Raw genomic sequence first — 17,670 nt, 5'->3', positions numbered from 1 at the left:
AGCAATAAATGGGTTTTTATTAAAAAAAATGTGAGAATTTTCGCATTTTCCACGCAATACTGCAATTATTTTTAAATAACATTCATTATAATAAATAAAACGCATGGAACGCTTCAGATGCTCTTTCCATGCGTTTTACTATTAATGAATTGTTAAGAAACAGCTTCTTCGGAAAACTGGCTGTTATATAAATCAGCATAAAATCCATCTTTTTCCATCAATTGATCATGATTTCCTGTTTCAACAATTGAACCGTGGTTCATGACAATAATGTTATCGGCATCTCGAATGGTTGACAGACGGTGAGCTACTACAAAGCTTGTTCGATTTTCTAATAAACGATTCATCGCTTTTTGGATCAAAATCTCTGTCCGAGTATCCACACTAGAAGTTGCTTCATCAAGTATCAATACATCCGGATTAGCTAAAAATGCCCGAGCAATCGTGATTAACTGTCGTTGCCCTTGGGAGATGTTGCTGGCATCTTCATTTAATACCGTTTGATAACCTTCAGGCAGTTTGCGAACAAAGTCATCAACATGGGCAGCTTTGGCTGCTTCAATCACTTGTTCGTCAGTTGCATCATCGTTCCCGTATTTGATATTGTCGTAGATGCTACCTGTAAATAGCCATGTATCTTGCAGAACCATTGAAAATTGAGCACGTAAGTTATCTCGAGATAAATCTCTCGTATCTACCCCGTCATAACGGATACTTCCGCCAGAAACATCATAGAAACGTTCTAACAAGTTGATCAAGGTCGTTTTACCAGCACCAGTTGGACCAACAATGGCCACCATTTCTCCAGGTTTCACATCCAGATTAAAATCTGTCATCAATAGTTGATCTTTGGTATAACCGAATTGAACATTTTCAAAACGAACTTTATATGGTGTGTTCTCTTCAACAGGTAACCCAGATTTTTTATCAGACATTTCCTCTTCATCCAGCACTTCAAAAACCCGTTCCGCAGATGCAACAGTTGACTGAATCGTGTTCATTAAACTTGCAAGTTGAGTAATCGGCTGTGAGAATTGTGTCGTATATTGTAAGAACGCTTGAACGTCCCCAAGTGTCATATTCCCATTTGCAACTTTGACCCCACCTAATACAGCAACAAATACATAGCCAAGATTTTTAACGAAGTTCATCAAAGGCATAATGATGGCAGAGATAAACTGCGCTTTCCACCCAGCAGCATATAACTTGTCGTTTTCTTCTTCAAAAACTTCTTGGTCTTTGGCTGTATGATTGAAAGTTTTGACGATCGTATGACCACCATAAGTTTCTTCTACTTGGTTGTTTAAGAGACCTAAACTTTTTTGTTGCTCTGCAAAAAAGATTTGGGATTTGGGTGCAATGATCATCACAACGATCAAACTCAATGGAATCATCAGTAAAGCCACTAACGTCAATTGCCAACTAATAGAAAGCATCATAACGATGACACCGATCAAAGTAACTGCACTTGTTACAAACTGTGTTAAGTTTTGTTGAAGGGTACTGGCAATATTATCCATATCATTGATTGCACGAGACATGATGTCTCCATTTGTATGTGTATCATAATAAGAAATCGGTACACGATTCATTTTTGCTTCTAGATCATGACGTAACTCATAAACTGTTCGTTGCGATACTCGTGTCATAATAAATTGTTGCAAGAAATTGAATACTGCAGAAATCAAATACATCACAATAACCGTGGCGATGATTTGAGCAATTTTATCAAAATCAATTGGGAATTTAGAAATTTGTTGCCCCGCTTGCATTTGTTTTGCTCCAGCCATCACCCCATTAAAAATCTCAGTAGTTGCTCTCCCTAATACTTTTGGTGTTTGGATCTGGAAAATGACTGCTGCGATCGCTAATACAAATACAGCAATGATCGCAACCGAGCGTTTTGACATATAGCCAAATAAACGTTTCACTGTGCCCCAAAAATTCTTTGGTTTTTCTCCTTTTGCCCCAATGTTTCGACCGGGTCCGTGACCGCCGCCAGGCATTGGTCGTTGAGAAGGTTTGGTCGTTCCTTTACTCATGCTAGATCCTCCTCTCTTAATTGTGAATGAACGATTTCCTGATAGGTTTCATTCGTTTTAAGAAGTTCATCGTGTGTGCCTTTGCCAACTAGTTTTCCTTCATCAAGGACTAAGATCATATCCGCATCCATTACTGTACTTACTCGTTGTGCAACTAAAACCGTAATACTTTCTTTCATATTTTGTTTTAAAGCTTGACGTAATTTTGCATCTGTTTTAAAGTCCAAAGCCGAGAAAGAATCATCAAATACATAAATGTCAGCTGGTTTGACTAATGCTCGAGCAATCGCCAAACGTTGTCTTTGCCCACCAGAAAAATTCCCTCCGCCTTGTTCAACATGGCTGTCTAAGCCCTCTTCCATTTCTGAAACGAAGTCTTTGGCTTGGGCGATTTCTAACGCTTTCCAAATCATTTCATCAGTAGCATCTGCTTTACCGTACTGCATGTTTTCTCTGATCGTGCCAGAGAACAACATGGCTTTTTGTGGAACAAAGCCCATCAATTCACGCAAATTATACTGAGTCATATCGGTAATACTTACACCATCAATCTTGATTGTTCCTGATTCGACATCGTATAGTCGTGGGATAAGGTTGACTAAAGTAGATTTACCCGAACCAGTTCCACCAATAATCGCAACAGTTTCGCCTGATTGTGCTGAAAAATCAATATCTTCTAACGCTAGTTTCTCAGCTCCATGGTACCGGTAGTTGACATGTTCAAATGAGATTGTGGCAGCTTTACCTGCAGGAGTCACCTCAGTTGGGTTCTCAGGATCTGAGATACCTACTTTTTCATCTAATACTTCATTGATCCGATCAGCAGAAGCTTGCGCTCGAGGGACCATGATAAAAATAGCTGAAAGCATCATAAAGCTAATTAAAATTTGCATAGCATACGTCATAAATGCAATTAGGTTTCCGACTTCTAACGTCATATCTGCTATGTAGTGTCCACCAAACCAAGTAATTGCTACGTTTGTTCCACTCATAATCAAAGTCATCATCGGCATCATCAATGCAACGATCGTGTTGACTTTAATTGCTGTATTTGTATAATCTTTGTTCGCTAAATCAAAACGATTTTCTTCAAAACGTGTCTTATCAAACGCTCGGATTACCCTTACCCCTGTTAATCCTTCACGAAACACTAGGTTCAAACGGTCTGTCTTCTTTTGCATGCTCTTGAATAGTGGTACCGCAAAAAACATGATTCCGCCGATCACCACTAGCATGATTGGAATAACTACTAAGAAAATTTTGGTTAATTGATGATCTTTTTGATAAGCAAGAAAGCTTGCGCCAACCAACGTGATTGGTGCATTGATCATCATTCTTAAAAACATTTGCGTAACCATCTGGATTTGTGTCACGTCATTAGTTGTACGGGTAATCAAGGATGCTGTACCATATTTGTCAAATGCATCTTTTGTTAAACTTTCAGATTTTTTATAAACATCGGTACGTAATTGCTTTCCTAATTTTTGTGACTCACGTGTAGCAAAAAAGGTATTTGCAATCGCTGCGATGATACTAATCAAAGAAAAACCGATCATAACAAAACCTGTTTGCCAAATATAATCAACATCACCTCGTGCTACACCTTTATCAATGATATTTGATGTGAGCGTCGGCAAATAAAGATCTGATAAAACTTGGATAACCATGAACAACGTGGCTGCAATAGCTGAAGTCAGTGAAATCCGTTTGACGATTTTTAGCATGTAATTCCCCTCTTTCTATTGATATACGCCGTCTTTCAACCATGATAGTTTTAATTTAAATTCTTTAATGGCATGATCCACGGAGTAATTTTCGTTTTTTGAAAATGATTTATAGGCATGAGCAATCGTAGTAAAGACGATATTCATGATCAATTGGATCAGTAGTTCCAGTTCATGATCATCGTTTACTTTCAGTGTCGTTCGATCAATCAATCCAATTAATTCTTTTGCCTCTTTTTGATGTTTTGCATGTGAATGACGCTGATCATCTTTTGTATGTGGCACGACTTTACGAGAAGCACGATAGTCCAAGTTCATGAAAAGATTACGATAAAAAGAAGCATTTTCCCCGACTAAAATCTCCCGAATGATTTTAGTAAAATAAAGCTCGAATCCTTCGAATAAATCCCCATCGACATCTTTTATCAGTTGGAACATATCTTTTGAACTATCACGTCGAACAGTTTCAAAATAATAATAGTAAAGATCCTCTTTGTCTTCAAAATACTGATAAAAACTACCTCTAGGGATTTCTGCGATCTTCACGATATTTGCGATGGAAGCATCTTTTAATGGTACTCTGGAAAATTCAATCCTAGCTGCTTCTAATAAACGTTTCTGCTTTTCCTCTGGTAGATGAAAAAAAGTTTTCGTAGGCATCTTTTTCCTCCTTCCTAAAATGACACACTGTCACATGACACTATGTCATTATAACACCAAGAAGATGTTTTGCAATGCTTTTCCATATTTTTTTCATGAAAAGACTAAAAAAATTCATAATTAAAAATCGAACCTTAAAAAAACTTGATAGCCTTTTCGCTTTCAAGTAAACTAGCTATGTTAGTCAGATAACAAGTCAGCTTAAAGGAGAGAATATTATGGCATCAGTTTTAGTAGTAAAAGGGCACCCATTAACTGCACAGGAATCACGTTCAGTTAAAGCATTAACAACTTTTTTAACTAGTTACAAAGAAAATCATCCGGAAGATGAAGTGACTGTTTTAGAGCTTTATCGTGATGATATCCCAGAAATCGATGAAGAATTACTTTCAGGATGGGAAGCACTTCGGGCAGGTGCTGAGTTCTCTACTTTGTCTGAAAGTCAACAACAAAAAATTGCTCGTTTCAATGAATTGACCGACCAATTTCTTGCTGCAGACAAGATCGTTATTGCGAATGCTTTATGGAACTTGAATATTCCAACAAAATTAAAAGCTTGGTTTGACACCGTCAATGTCGCTGGCAAGACATTCCGTTACACTGAAAACGGACCAGAAGGATTAGTTTCTGGTAAAAAAGCTTTGCACATCCAATCCAACGGAGGCATTTATAACGGTCAAGACTTCGCTTCTCAATATGTCAAAGGCATCTTAAACTTTGTCGGTATCGATCAAGTGGATCAATTATTTATTGAAGGTATCGACTATACCCCTGACCGTGCAGAAGAATTGATGCAATCAGCTTTAGATAAAGCTGCAGCATTTGGTCAAACTTTCTAATAAAAGCTACTTGCACGTTTACCATAAAGTTAGTCCCTTACTAACTTTGATTGTTGCATAGTGGGCACCTAAAAATTTAAAAAAATGAAGAAAGCGAAAATAGTTAAACTATTTTCGCTTTCTTCGTTTTTTTAGTCATGTGTTTTTAGTGCACAATTGGTTAGTCACTTTGTTTTTCTTCATATAAACTAGAGATAGTTGTATACCATTCAAAAACATGTGAGATGACCACTTTTGCTGCAGCATATACTGGAATACCTAAAATCACACCGACGATTCCAAACAGCTTCCCAGAAGTTAATAAAACTAATAAGATCGTGACCGGATGGATCGCCAATTGATTCCCTAAGACTAATGGAGAAATCAATCGTCCTTCAATCGTTTGTTCTAAAGCAAACACGATCAATACTTTGATCAACATGATCGGTCCCGCCACGATTCCTAAGAATACTGCCGGGATCATTGCTAAAAATGAGCCTAGATAGGGAATCAAATTTAAAAAGCCGGCAATGATCCCTAAGGTGACTGCATAATCAAGTCCAATGATCGCAAATCCAATCATAAACATGATCGCTACTGCAAAAGCCACCGTCAATTGTCCACGGATATAAGAAGAAACTTGATCGTTCATTTCACTTAATACTTTCAAAGTTGGTTTTCGCATACGTGTTGGTAGGAAATTCACAAAATAAGGGGCAAGTTGCTTGCCATCTTTCAATAAATAGAAAAGGATAAACGGCATAGTTAGCAAAGCAACAATAATCGTAGCAACTGCTCCCACAAAACTTCCTAAACTTTGAACCGTACTTTTTGAAATATCTTGGAGCATATCCCCCGCTGAACTCATGAACTTATCGCCAGTAGCTTCCAATTGTTCCCTAAATTGGTTGAATAGAGGATCTCTTAGTATTTCTGTCAATTTATTATCGATCGTATCCACATATTGAGGAAAATGATTGATAAAACTCACGGTTTGCTCTTGGATTTTAGGAATGATTACCACTGTTCCCCAAGCAATCAGTGCCACGACTAATACAAATAACCCGATGATGCTATAGAGCCTTGGAACTTGGCGCTTTTCCAAATAGTCAACAACTGGATTCATCAAATAATACAAAATTGCCGCTAAAATAATGGGTAAGCCAACGATCGCCAGGAATTGCCAGATCGGGGCAAATAGATAGGACACCTTAGTAAATAAAAAAACGATCAATAAGATCAAAAGTACTACTAATAACGCAGTAACGACTTGATTATTTAAAAACCATCGCCAAAACCAAGAGACTGGTTTTGATCGCTTGTTTTTTCCTTCCATAATCTCACCTACTTGTATTTGATTTGTGTACCGACATGAATCTCAGGTAACTGATGTGGTGTTAAGTAAAGACCGTTCACAATACTATTTTCCTCAGAATAATAATCAAAAATCAGCGTAACATGCCCTACTGTGTTTAAATTTTCATTTGCCAATCTTCCCACATGTTCAATCTGATATTCTTGTTGATCAAAAAAAAGTGAATCCCCTTTTTTTAATGAAAATTTTTCGGTAGAAGTAATCTTTTGGATCACTGAATAGTTACGTAGTGTAGTTGTTGCTGTTCGATCAAATAAAATCAAGATCGGTTCTTGTTCACTTACTGCATTTTCTCCGATTTCTTTGATGGTTGCATGAATCATTTTATTCTCTCCTTTGTTACAAATTCTGTCGCTCAACTCTATATTCAGTATAACATATTCTCATTGTTTAACTCTCCTGTTTGAAATGTGCTAAAATAAACAAGGAACCTATTTCATACATTCTAGGAGGGATAAAATGAAAGAAAAAATCATTTTAGGGACGTACACAAGACGTGTGAGTGAAGGAATTTATACTATTGAATTAGATACAGAAAAAGCAGAAGTCTCAGGATTGAAGCTAGCTGTAAAAGAAAATAGTCCAACTTACTTAGCAAAAAGTGAAGCTGGTAATCTTTATAACGTCACAAGTCTGGACGGTTTAGGTGGGATCGGGGCTTACGATCAAGAATTCCATTTTTTGAATGCGGTAACAGAATCAGGCGCTCCTTTATGTTACGTTGCAGTTGATGAATCTCGTCAATTAGTATATGGTGCTAATTATCATAAAGGTGAAGTCAATGTTTATCGTATTCTAGACGATGGAGGTCTCGAAGCAACTGATGCCGTTTTTCATCAAGAAGCAACTGGTCCTCATAAAAATCAAGACCATGCACATGTCCATTATACTGATTTAACTCCAGACAACCGCTTAGTGGTTTGTGACCTGGGAACGGATCGGGTCTATACGTATGATGTATCTGATCAAGGAAAATTAACTATAGTTTCTGAATTTGTGGCAGAACCTGGAACTGGTCCCCGCCACCTTGTCTTCCATCCTGCAAATGAAACCATTGCTTACCTATTTGGTGAACTTGATAGTACTGTTCGTGTGCTTTCGTATAATAAAGCCCAAGGCAGCTTTGAAGAAAAACAAAAAATTAGTACACTACCAGATGATTTTCAAGGAGAAAATGGTGGTGCTGCGATTCGTATTTCAGATGATGGTCGATTTGTATATGCTTCCAATCGTGGTCATAACTCAATTGCAGTCTTTGCAGTTTCTGAAAAGGATCAACTGTTAGAATGTATCCAAATTATTTCTACTGAGGGCGATTTCCCAAGAGATTTCGCTTTAGATCCTACGAACGACTATGTCTTATGTGCCAATCAAAATACCGATAATCTTACGCTTTTCGCTCGAAATAAAGAGACTGGTTTACTAGAATTACGCCAAAAAGACATCTATGCACCAGAATGTGTCTGTGTTTATTTTGAAAAGGAGCAGTAACATGAACAAAGATGAAGTATTGGATCGATTACGGGAAGAGTTAGAAATCCCTTTTTTCCAAGGAAAGTTAGAAGAAAAAGAATATAGTGAAGCAGATTATCAAAAATTAAAACAAGATTTACTTCAATATTTTGATGATTATGTCAGAAATGTTGAAAATTAAATAAATGATCGGAAAAGTACTACTTGATTTGATCATGAAGAAAAAACTCGAAACAACTTTTTCACGTTTCGAGTTTTTTTGCTTAGTGTTGAAACTCCGCCGGGTATATTATTTGTTCATCTGAACTACATTATTTTCGGTGAACGATTTGTTGAGAGCAGCCTCTATAAGTTGAATTTGAATATGGAGGGATTGAGTTGAACTGAGACAAACGATCGGTAAATAGCAAAAACCGTCAAGTTGGTTAGGCTTGACGGTAAAAGTGAATTATTCGATCGAGTAATTCAAAATTGTTGTTGGTATAGGTTACTTTCATATAATAAGTGATTGACTGATTTTTATCATAAAAAACATATGATAATTAAATTAAAACACTCTATTTTTCAATGAAACTTTATACTGTTTTATTTTTTCAACAATAAATTTGTCATTTTTTGGATGGCTGAAGAAATATTTTCTGTCGCTTGATCCTGTTTTTCTTCAGAAGCATCAAATAAATCATGGTCAACTCCAGACTCTGGTTGGATACTTTGAGTCATTTCTTCACAACCAGCCACGTAGGAAGTATAGGCTTTTTCAAAACTTTTATGAATACCCATTACTTTTGCTGGTGGTCGCAACTGACTGATTTTTTTCAATATCACACGATATTTTTTTGTTCCTTCTTCAAACAAATGAACGATTTCAGCTAACTCTTCTGGAGACAAGTCTTCTGTTTTTTTCTGATCAATCGCTTCTCTGATCACTTGATATTTTGGATGCATCTGTTCACCGATCTCTTCCGTCTCTTTGACCATTCGATCGACTGATTGTACATAATAACCAATATTCGGTAACATTCTTTCTCCTACTTTCGATTTTATTTCTCTTTTATTTTACCTTTTTTTAGCACAATTGAATAGGCTTTCTACCCAGAGTAATAAAGTCATATGTTATTTTTCAAAAAAATTTGTTTGTAAACTGTATTTTTCTCCAGAAACAATATCATATTGAATCATCTCATAAGCTTGATAAAGTTCTGCTTGTTTTTTGTTTAATTGTGTTTCTCGATGCCATTGCCCCTCTTGGTAGTATAGTTCTCGCTCAAACGCTGGTAATTCATTTTGAAGTGCCAACAATAATTGATAAAAACCAGTTGTCTGTTGATTAGTCTGATTCATCAAGTCAGCAGCAAAATAAAAGGGACTTGTAACAGGAGCTTCGTTTTTTTCTAATTCTCCTTGACTATCAAACATCAAAAACTGTGTTTCGTGTAAGGTGTGTTTCTCATTACTATTTTGAATGGTGTCAGAATAGATCCCTGGTAAATGATCTCCCCAGAAAACAACTAGTGTTCTTCTTGATAACTTCTTCAGTTCTTCCGTGAACGCTTTTAAGGATTGGCTACTATACGAAATATCTTGAAGATAATTTTCTAAACTACTTATCCCACTATTATCCTCTGTTTTGGCTGTATATTCGAGCTGCTGATATTTTCCATCATAAGGCATATGGGTTTGCATCGTCACAAGATGGATAAATTGGGGTGTATCGTCCTCTTTTAAAAGATCCATCACTTCTTGATAAGCAGAAGCATCAGAAATGTAGGGATTATCTTCAATGGTGTCTGTATACGTCATCGTATTTTCACTAATAAATTCATCAAAACCTAAAACCTCGTAAACATCTTTTCTTTTGTACATCGAGGTGTTATAAGGATGGATCGCAGTCGTATGATAATTTTGATCTTTCAATGTTGAAACGATCGAAGGTAATTGATTCATTTTGGGTACTAGCATTGTGTAGGGTGTTGTTAATTGAGCATTGAATAGTCCCATTGAAAAACCAGTTAATGCTTCAAATTCGATATTGGCTGTTCCCCCACCATAATTTTGAGAAAGCATCTGACCACTATAAGTCTGATCAGCCACCGCATAATAATCTGCCAAAGGATCACCGGTAATTTCCACCCCATTCAAACGACTAGGATCTGAAAAACTTTCGCTCATCACATAAATGATATTCGGTTGTTCTTCTGAGGCAGTTTTATTTTTTTCATCTGCCAGCTTTTGATAGTGTGATGTAATTTCCTTGATTTTTTCTTCGGAGTACCCTTTTGGCTTTTCCATTGGATCGATTTTTAAATTGTATAAGAAACCACCAATAAAACCTGTATTATAATAATTCATCTTTTGACTATAAGGAATCCACAAAGCCGTTTTGTTATATGCTTTACGTAATAAATTATTTGGGTTATTGAAATGACTAATATAAATTAGCGCAAAGGTCGTAGTAAATAATGTGATCACTCGGATGGCTTGAAATTTCTTGTCTTTCTTAAAACTCCGATAGATAGCCCAACAACCACCTGCTACCACCAATAGAATCATTCCTGCTAATAGATAAAACGAGATTGTGCCTGTCATATCTTTTAATAAACCAAACTCTTTGATCATCTTTAGGTCGTCGGGATAAATCGGTTCTTGTCGATAGGTCATTTTTAAATAGTTTGCGTAACCTAATATTCCAATGCCAACAAGATAAAAGAATGTTCCAAAGAGAAAAGAACCTAATACTGCCACTAAAAAAAGGAAGATCATTAATAACACTAAACAAGCTAATAAAAATTTTTCCGTATGCCACGAAAAAGCAAATTTTACAGCTAGATCAAAAGAAAGATCGTTTTGACACCATTGTAAATACAAATTGCTTAGTCCAACGACAAAAACGATACTTATCGCCACTAATGTATATTTTAACCAATTTTTCTGTTTGACAGACAATTGATTGAGACTATCTTTTATATGTCTTTTCAAATGGATACTCCTTTAATTCATTTATTATTCGATACCGCTTTCCTTATTTTAATGATTTCCAGATAACAAGTAAAGAACTGTCTGCAAACCCTTATCTTTTTTTATTCGTTGTCCGATTTGATTGCTCACAAATTGTCGACTGCTCAATATCGTATTGTAAAAGCATAACAATAGTATGCAAGTAGCGACTTATAAAAAAGGCGTTAAAAAAATCCATGTGAAAGAAGTCTACTGACATAACTTTAATTTTTAACACAAGATGTTTAAACAATTTATTACAGCTACTAAAAAAATCCTCCATGCGTTTATAATCTTAATTAATAGTACTTCATTGACGTACTACTACAGAATAGAACTGAAACCCAATGAATAGCTATTTTTAATCTTTTGTCTTAAATCTTGAAAAAGAACATGCGGTTCATATTCTCTTGATAATAGAAATAACCCGCTATATCCAGAAAATGCGAGAAGCTGTTTTCGGATATAGCAGGTTATTTTTCCATCTGAACTTTACTATGACAACCTTATTTTTTACTAAATGACGAGTTCATTAAAAACAAGCAATGCTACTTCATTCATTGGTGTGATCTTCAACAAAGTTTTTAGGCTTATTTCCAAAAATCATCTAACACCGAGATAGGTAAGTGTCGTTTATGCTGCGTTTTGTTCCACCAAGCTTCAATTTTTTGTTTGGCATCTGTTGGAACTTCTTTACCTTCTAAATAATCATCAATCTCAGTGTAAGTAACACCTAAAGCAACCTCATCGGCGATCAACGGCTTGCCATCTTCCAAATCAGCTGTTGGGATTTTGGTATAAAGTTTCTCAGGTGCCCCTAGTTCTTGTAATAATTGTTTTCCTTGACGTTTGTCCAAGCGGAATAATGGTAACAAATCGGCGCCACCGTCGCCATACTTTGTAAAGAAACCAGTAATGTTTTCAGCTGCATGATCCGTTCCCAAGACTGCTCCTGCATGACCACCTGCAATTGCATATTGTGTGATCATCCGTTGACGAGCTTTGATATTTCCTTTATTGAAGTCACTGACTTCGATCCCTGCAGCGACTAATTCAGCAACTTGCGCATCGACAGCAGGTTTGATATTCACTCGTAGGCGAACGTCAGGCTGGATAAACTCAACTGCAGCTTTCGCATCCTCTTCGTCTACTTGTTCGCCATAAGGTAAGCGTACAGCGATAAATTGATAACGATCGTCTTGTGTTTCTTCACGCATTTCTTCCATTGCTAATTGAGCCAAACGTCCCGCTAACGTAGAATCTTGTCCCCCACTGATTCCTAAAACAAAGGTTTTTAAGAAAGGATATTTCTTTAAATAAGCTTTCATGAAATCAATACTAGTTCGAATCTCACCTTGTGGTTCAATGGTTGGTTTGACACCTAATTCTTGGATAATCTCTTCTTGTAAGCTCATTCTTTTTCCTCCTTAATATTCATTGTATAAAGTAGCTACGTTTTTCTTCATCCGTTCCATCGTAGCCATTTTATGATTCCAACAATCTGTTGATAAATCAACTGGGTATTTTTGTGGATTAAGGTCACGTTTGTACTCTTCCCACAGTGAATCAAGGTTATCACGTGTATATGCTTTGATTTCATCTAAAGTTGGTAATTCATAGACCCGTTCGCCCTTCACGAAAATATCTTGTAAGATAGGTCGAGCTGTAAAGTCACGCACCGTTTTATTGATAAAGGTATGCACAGGATGAAACATAAAAATCTCTGCTTCCTCTCTAGGATCTTCATCCCAAAGCGTAACGTAGTCTCCTTCTGATTTGCCATCAAAATTGCGAGTGATTCGCCACACTTGCTTCTTGCCAGGAGTTGTTACTTTTTCTGCATTGCTGGAAAGCTTGATTGTATCGATCATTTTGCCCTCTTTATCTTCAATTGAAACCAATTTGAAGACTGCACCAAGCGCAGGTTGGTCATAGGCTGTAATCAATTTCGTTCCTACACCCCAAACGTCGATTTTAGCTTTTTGCATTTTTAAATTTAAAATCGTTGCTTCATCTAAATCATTTGAAGCATAAATTTTAGCCTCAGTGAAACCAGCAGCATCTAATTGTTCACGAACACGTTTCGAAATATACGCCATGTCGCCACTATCGATACGAACCCCAAGGAAATTGATTTTATTGCCTAATTCTTTTGCTACACGGATCGCACTAGGCACACCAGATTTCAAGGTGTCGTAAGTATCAACTAAGAACACGCAGTCTTTATGAGTTTTCGCATAAGCCATAAACGCTTCATAATCATTTCCATAAGATTGAACAAGTGCATGCGCATGCGTTCCACTTGCAGGAATCCCAAAGATTTTCCCAGCTCTGACATTACTAGTAGCATCTGCTCCACCGATGTAAGCAGCTCGAGTTCCCCAAACAGCAGCATCCAATTCTTGCGCTCTTCTAGTACCAAATTCTAACAATGGATCATCGCCGATCACTGATTTGATTCTTGCTGCCTTCGTAGCGATCAACGTTTGAAAGTTCACCATATTCAGTAGGGCTGTTTCAATCAATTGACAATGTGCTAACGGACCTTCCACTTGGATCAACGGTTCATTGGCAAACACTAATTCACCTTCACGCGCCGAGCGGACAGTAGCTTTAAATTTAAATTCTTTTAAGTATGTTAAAAAACCTTCTGGGTAGATGTCCATTTTGCGTAAGTATTCAATATCTGACTCACTAAACGTCAAATTTTCTAGGTATTCCACAAGACGTTCTAATCCTGCAAACACGGCATACCCATGGTTAAATGGCATATCACGGAAATAGCATTCAAAAACAGCGTGGAGATCCGCACGACCTAATTCCCAGTACGTTTGCATCATGTTGATTTGGTATAAATCAGTATGCAACGTCAAACTGTCATCTGGGTAAATTTTATTCATCTTTATATTACTCCTCTTGGCAAGTTTTCATTTCTTATCCATTATAACAAAAAAACGCTAGAGTAGAAGAAATCTTGATTATTTTCTGAAAAAGGACAATTGAAAATAAATTTATAACCTAGCACAATAATGAACCAACCTCAAAAAATTTAGACTAAAAAGTGACCTTTTTGGTGGTCGATCTTTTTATGGTTACAGACAATTTTGAAGTGAAATTAAAAGTTGTCCAATCTTCCATGATTTTTCCGAAAAAACTGACTTTAATCACCGCTTCTCTCATAAAAGACTACAGACATTAGGCTGTTCGCCCTCCGTACAGTGCAGAGGACAAACAGCCTATGTCAATTTTTTTACTTTCCACTTTTAGGTGTCGTGCCTATAGGAATATTTCAAGAAGTGAAAGGTTATAAAGTTTCTATTTTTTATAAATGAACAGACAGTGCTAATAAACTTTCCGCCTTCTTGCATAAATTACTTAAATGAACGATGTCACATTTTCCTACAGCCTTAAGAATCAGCGTTCTAGCTTCTTTGATCGTTTCAGTTGTTGTGTTTGGAGATAATGCGGTATATGTATTGTCGGTAAATAAATTGTTTACAGCCTCTACAGCATTTTGGACAGCTGAATCTACTGAATTGGTACTTTCTAATAACAAGCTTTCCGCCTTTTTGCATAAATTACTTAAATGAACGATGTCACATTTTCCTACGGTCTTAAGAATCAACGTTCTAGCTTCTTTGATCGTTTCAGTTGTTGTGTTTGGAGATAATGTGGTATATGTATTGTCGGTAAATAAATGGTTTACAGCCTCTACAGCATTTTGGACAGCTGAATCTACTGAATTGGTACTTTCTAATAACAATTTTTCCGCCTTCTTGCATAAATTACTTAAATGAATGATGTCACATTTTCCTGCGGCCTTAAGAATCAGCGTTCTAGCTTCTTTGATCGTTTCAGTTGTTGTGTTTGGAGATAATGTGGTGTATGTATTGTCGGTAAATAAATGGTTTACAGCCTCTACAGCGTTTCGGACAGTTGAATCTGAGACAGTTACTTGTTGAGCTGCATTAACTGTCATGGTATTTATTGTCCCAGCGCTAATGCACAAAAACGAGGTTAATAATAATAGTTTACTATGTTTCATCAAATCAATCCTTTTATGTTTTATTTTTTATCATGACATCCTAAAGTTCATATTCTCTAACCATTAATAAATGTCGGTATTGATTTTTCTCCAAGTAATCGGATGATTATGTTTATTCTATAATAGATATCTGTATGGGTTTAAATTTGATCATCATCTAAATAAATCATCCTTGGATTCAATAGAGATCTAATAATACATAGTTACATAAACTTAATTTTCTTTTCCTAAATAAAAATATTACACTTTGCGCTTTCTTATATATTTAACGACCTCCCTTTATCTATAGTAATAAGATTTATGTAACGTATCTCCCGACACTTAGCATTATATACTGATAAAGAGGTACCATCATAAATTTTTTTTTATATTTTAATAAGTATTAGGAAAGATTTATAGTTTGATGTTGGAATTGTTGTAATAAACTAGATAAAAAATGAAGGAAAATCGAGGATTTCTATTATGCCAAGAGATTCAGTTGATAAAGTAAGTAAAATTGTTGCCGTCAACCTAATGATCGAAGAATAATTTTTTGTGAAAGAAGTTAGCCTGTAGCTAAAAAAACAGGCTCACCGCTTGTATCGTTGGATTCAAGAAGTTAAAAAATATAAAGCAAGTGCGTTTCTTAGAAAAGGGAACGCACTTTTTGATGCTCATGATGACATGAAGAAGTTAGAACAAGAAAAGCATTACTTAAGAGAGGAACGAGGCTTATAAAAAAGTTCCTAGTTTTTTTGAAGTCAAACAAGCGTCCGATTTCCAGTTCAAAAAAACAGAAAGAAGTTTTCTTCTTTCTGTTGAATTTATCCTAAGATTTCTCGTTACCAACCTCGTTGGACAAAGAGACTCAATTCAGAGACATCACCTCAAACTCAGATGGAAATATTTAAATGTATTAAAACTTACTACAATACTAAAGGGATGCATTTTGCCCTTAGTCATCCATCCCTAGAGACCTTGAAAAAAATTTTTTCTCTTGTTCTCTGAACCAAGTATCTAGTTTTTCTTAACAGCTCCAATTTTGAGACCGGTACACAACTTACTCATTTGCAGAAGACTGTTTTATTTTTCCTCCACTGAACGACCTACTTTCTGTTCAACAATAACGATATCTTTATTTGGTCGTTTGAATTGGACACCTGCTCGTTCTAAGTCTTGTTTTACACCAATATGGACCTTGACGTCTTCACGTTCTGCTTTCAAAATACGACGGATTGCAAAATCAATTTCTTGCTTGGTGATTTTTTTCTTCGTATTAATCATCAATAATTGGGATTTTTCATACGTATCAATGTATAAAATCTGTGTTCGATCAAGCGAATAAAGTTTATAGTATTTGATGGCTTTGCTACTAAAGAAAAAATCTACTACTTTAGGATAAAACGTCTTAATATTTAAATTACTTGTAACTGGCGTTTCGATTAATTTCATCTTATTCCTCTTTTCTATTATTATTTATAACAAGCGCCCAACAAAGGAATCGCTTTCAACATGACATATTTAAAGCAGAAAAATTCGTTTTTCTACTTTACTTATTATAACATAAAAATAAACATAAAAAAATATTCAAAAATTCTTGACCTTCTAGTTACGTCAAGGAATAAGATCATTCTATAAGGAGGTTAAGCATGGAATATACTATAAAAAAAATGGCAGAAATTTCTGGTGTTAGTCCTCGTACCCTGCGTTTTTACGATCAGATCCACTTACTGAAACCGTCACGGGTGACTGAGTCTGGCTATCGGATCTACACCAGCCAAGAAGTTGATCGACTACAACAGATTTTGTTTTATCGCTCCCTTGATTTTAAGTTAGAACAAATTGCAGAAATTTTAGATAATCCAGCTTTCGATCATCGACAAGCGTTGATCCAACATCAAGAAATGTTACAAGAAAAAAGAAAACAGCTCGACACACTATTAATGACTATTCAACATACATTGGAGAGTTACGAAGGAGGAAAACCGATGAAAGATCATGATAAATTTGAAGGATTTAAAAAACAAAAAATAATGGAAAATGAAACAAACTATGGACAAGAAATACGAGAAAAATATGGAGACGACACCGTTGAGAAAGCAAATAAAAAATGGCAAAATATGTCTGAAGAAAAATTTGAAGAAATGCAGTCTTTAGAAAAACAACTCTTAGCTGATTTGACAGCTTATTTACAACCAGACTCTGATCAAAAACTAGCATTGAAACTATTTGAAGAACACAAAAAATGGCTTACTTTTAGCTGGCCTTCTTATAGTTCCGAAGCTCATCGTGGCTTAGGCTTATTGTATATCTCTGATGAACGATTCACCGCTTACTATGATGAGCGTTGTGGAAACGGAGCTGCCCAAGCATTGAATACGATCATTCAAACATACGCTGTTGAATAAGTTGTCTTTGAGTGGACGTTCATTTTAGGAAATAAGTAGCGAAGATCTCACTTTATGATCCATCCTGTCAGAATGCAGACACTACATTCTTTCATAATCCATTGACGTCAAAAAGAAACCGAAGCAATCACAAAAATAGGAGAAACTATTTT

At 36.0% G+C, this 17,670-nt stretch carries 15 protein-coding genes; 4 read left to right on the top strand and 11 right to left on the bottom strand.

Annotated features, from left to right (window positions below):
• Nucleotides 1-152: 152 nt before the first annotated feature.
• The 3 genes from IGJ23_RS02295 to IGJ23_RS02285 are packed head-to-tail and all read right to left on the bottom strand — an operon-like array spanning nucleotide 153 to nucleotide 4,426.
• Entirely contained in the window at nucleotides 153-2,042 is a 1,890-nt protein-coding gene (locus tag IGJ23_RS02295) for an ABC transporter ATP-binding protein (protein ID WP_367010983.1), read from the bottom strand.
• Nucleotides 2,039-3,766: an ABC transporter ATP-binding protein gene (locus tag IGJ23_RS02290; protein WP_010720028.1), complete on the bottom strand. Its 1,728-nt coding sequence runs from the start codon at nucleotides 3,764-3,766 to the stop codon at nucleotides 2,039-2,041. Before IGJ23_RS02290 ends, IGJ23_RS02295 begins: the two co-directional genes overlap by 4 nt.
• A 15-nt stretch (nucleotides 3,767-3,781) precedes the next feature.
• A complete protein-coding gene (locus IGJ23_RS02285) occupies nucleotides 3,782-4,426 on the bottom strand; it encodes a TetR/AcrR family transcriptional regulator (protein WP_010720029.1) in 645 nt (214 codons plus the stop codon).
• A gap of 218 nt (nucleotides 4,427-4,644) precedes the next feature.
• On the opposite strand from IGJ23_RS02285, the gene IGJ23_RS02280 reads away from it, so the two are divergent.
• Nucleotides 4,645-5,265 carry an NAD(P)H-dependent oxidoreductase gene (locus tag IGJ23_RS02280; protein WP_010720030.1) on the top strand — a complete coding sequence of 207 codons (621 nt, stop codon included), beginning with the start codon at nucleotides 4,645-4,647 and terminating at the stop codon, nucleotides 5,263-5,265.
• A gap of 160 nt (nucleotides 5,266-5,425) precedes the next feature.
• On the opposite strand, the gene IGJ23_RS02275 is transcribed toward IGJ23_RS02280, so the two are convergent.
• Together IGJ23_RS02275 and IGJ23_RS02270 are read right to left on the bottom strand one after the other, a co-directional pair.
• Nucleotides 5,426-6,580, bottom strand: a complete 1,155-nt coding sequence (locus IGJ23_RS02275) for an AI-2E family transporter (RefSeq protein ID WP_010720031.1) — start codon at nucleotides 6,578-6,580, stop codon at nucleotides 5,426-5,428.
• An 8-nt stretch (nucleotides 6,581-6,588) separates the two neighbouring features.
• Nucleotides 6,589-6,942, bottom strand: coding sequence for a PTS glucitol/sorbitol transporter subunit IIA (locus tag IGJ23_RS02270; RefSeq protein WP_010738423.1), 354 nt, complete (start codon nucleotides 6,940-6,942; stop codon nucleotides 6,589-6,591).
• Nucleotides 6,943-7,078: 136 nt separating this feature from the next.
• On the opposite strand from IGJ23_RS02270, the gene IGJ23_RS02265 reads away from it, so the two are divergent.
• Entirely contained in the window at nucleotides 7,079-8,110 is a 1,032-nt protein-coding gene (locus IGJ23_RS02265; RefSeq protein ID WP_161652251.1) for a lactonase family protein, read from the top strand.
• Nucleotide 8,111: 1 nt separating this feature from the next.
• Nucleotides 8,112-8,273, top strand: coding sequence for a hypothetical protein (locus tag IGJ23_RS02260; protein ID WP_010720034.1), 162 nt, complete (start codon nucleotides 8,112-8,114; stop codon nucleotides 8,271-8,273).
• Between the two features lie 404 nt (nucleotides 8,274-8,677).
• Here IGJ23_RS02260 and IGJ23_RS02255 read toward each other — a convergent pair whose 3' ends face one another.
• From IGJ23_RS02255 to IGJ23_RS02230, 6 genes are all read right to left on the bottom strand, one after another.
• A complete protein-coding gene (locus IGJ23_RS02255; protein ID WP_010738426.1) occupies nucleotides 8,678-9,112 on the bottom strand; it encodes a hypothetical protein in 435 nt (144 codons plus the stop codon).
• Nucleotides 9,113-9,205: 93 nt separating this feature from the next.
• On the bottom strand, nucleotides 9,206-11,068 hold the full coding sequence (locus tag IGJ23_RS02250) for an LTA synthase family protein (protein ID WP_438774566.1): 1,863 nt from the start codon (nucleotides 11,066-11,068) through the stop codon (nucleotides 9,206-9,208).
• 608 nt (nucleotides 11,069-11,676) lie between these two features.
• Entirely contained in the window at nucleotides 11,677-12,501 is an 825-nt protein-coding gene (gene nadE, locus IGJ23_RS02245; protein WP_438774565.1) for an ammonia-dependent NAD(+) synthetase, read from the bottom strand.
• Between the two features lie 12 nt (nucleotides 12,502-12,513).
• Nucleotides 12,514-13,986 (bottom strand): nicotinate phosphoribosyltransferase, encoded by a 1,473-nt coding sequence (locus tag IGJ23_RS02240; protein ID WP_010738428.1) that lies wholly within the window; start codon nucleotides 13,984-13,986, stop codon nucleotides 12,514-12,516.
• 422 nt (nucleotides 13,987-14,408) lie between these two features.
• Nucleotides 14,409-15,131: a hypothetical protein gene (locus IGJ23_RS02235; RefSeq protein ID WP_438774564.1), complete on the bottom strand. Its 723-nt coding sequence runs from the start codon at nucleotides 15,129-15,131 to the stop codon at nucleotides 14,409-14,411.
• 1,062 nt (nucleotides 15,132-16,193) lie between these two features.
• Nucleotides 16,194-16,562 (bottom strand): DUF1827 family protein, encoded by a 369-nt coding sequence (locus IGJ23_RS02230; RefSeq protein WP_034699551.1) that lies wholly within the window; start codon nucleotides 16,560-16,562, stop codon nucleotides 16,194-16,196.
• A 197-nt stretch (nucleotides 16,563-16,759) separates the two neighbouring features.
• Here IGJ23_RS02230 and IGJ23_RS02225 point away from each other — a divergent pair, with 197 nt between their 5' ends.
• Nucleotides 16,760-17,518, top strand: a complete 759-nt coding sequence (locus IGJ23_RS02225) for a MerR family transcriptional regulator (protein ID WP_368019974.1) — start codon at nucleotides 16,760-16,762, stop codon at nucleotides 17,516-17,518.
• Nucleotides 17,519-17,670 lie beyond the last annotated feature (152 nt).

The organism is Enterococcus sp. DIV1682a (assembly GCF_051711005.1).
Classification (GTDB): Bacteria; Bacillota; Bacilli; order Lactobacillales; family Enterococcaceae; genus Enterococcus_B; species Enterococcus_B hirae.
Note: the sequence above shows the minus strand (reverse complement) of the source record. Positions and strands in the feature narration are given on the sequence as shown.

What these genes read in the sequence shown, in the direction of transcription:
- IGJ23_RS02295 (WP_367010983.1), bottom strand. Translation starts at nt 2,042, where the DNA reads ATGAGTAAAGGAACGACCAAACCTTCTCAACGACCAATGCCTGGCGGC.
- IGJ23_RS02290 (WP_010720028.1), bottom strand. Translation starts at nt 3,766, where the DNA reads ATGCTAAAAATCGTCAAACGGATTTCACTGACTTCAGCTATTGCAGCC.
- IGJ23_RS02285 (WP_010720029.1), bottom strand. Translation starts at nt 4,426, where the DNA reads ATGCCTACGAAAACTTTTTTTCATCTACCAGAGGAAAAGCAGAAACGT.
- IGJ23_RS02280 (WP_010720030.1), top strand. Translation starts at nt 4,645, where the DNA reads ATGGCATCAGTTTTAGTAGTAAAAGGGCACCCATTAACTGCACAGGAA.
- IGJ23_RS02275 (WP_010720031.1), bottom strand. Translation starts at nt 6,580, where the DNA reads ATGGAAGGAAAAAACAAGCGATCAAAACCAGTCTCTTGGTTTTGGCGA.
- IGJ23_RS02270 (WP_010738423.1), bottom strand. Translation starts at nt 6,942, where the DNA reads ATGATTCATGCAACCATCAAAGAAATCGGAGAAAATGCAGTAAGTGAA.
- IGJ23_RS02265 (WP_161652251.1), top strand. Translation starts at nt 7,079, where the DNA reads ATGAAAGAAAAAATCATTTTAGGGACGTACACAAGACGTGTGAGTGAA.
- IGJ23_RS02260 (WP_010720034.1), top strand. Translation starts at nt 8,112, where the DNA reads ATGAACAAAGATGAAGTATTGGATCGATTACGGGAAGAGTTAGAAATC.
- IGJ23_RS02255 (WP_010738426.1), bottom strand. Translation starts at nt 9,112, where the DNA reads ATGTTACCGAATATTGGTTATTATGTACAATCAGTCGATCGAATGGTC.
- nadE (WP_438774565.1), bottom strand. Translation starts at nt 12,501, where the DNA reads ATGAGCTTACAAGAAGAGATTATCCAAGAATTAGGTGTCAAACCAACC.
- IGJ23_RS02240 (WP_010738428.1), bottom strand. Translation starts at nt 13,986, where the DNA reads ATGAATAAAATTTACCCAGATGACAGTTTGACGTTGCATACTGATTTA.
- IGJ23_RS02235 (WP_438774564.1), bottom strand. Translation starts at nt 15,131, where the DNA reads ATGAAACATAGTAAACTATTATTATTAACCTCGTTTTTGTGCATTAGC.
- IGJ23_RS02230 (WP_034699551.1), bottom strand. Translation starts at nt 16,562, where the DNA reads ATGAAATTAATCGAAACGCCAGTTACAAGTAATTTAAATATTAAGACG.
- IGJ23_RS02225 (WP_368019974.1), top strand. Translation starts at nt 16,760, where the DNA reads ATGGAATATACTATAAAAAAAATGGCAGAAATTTCTGGTGTTAGTCCT.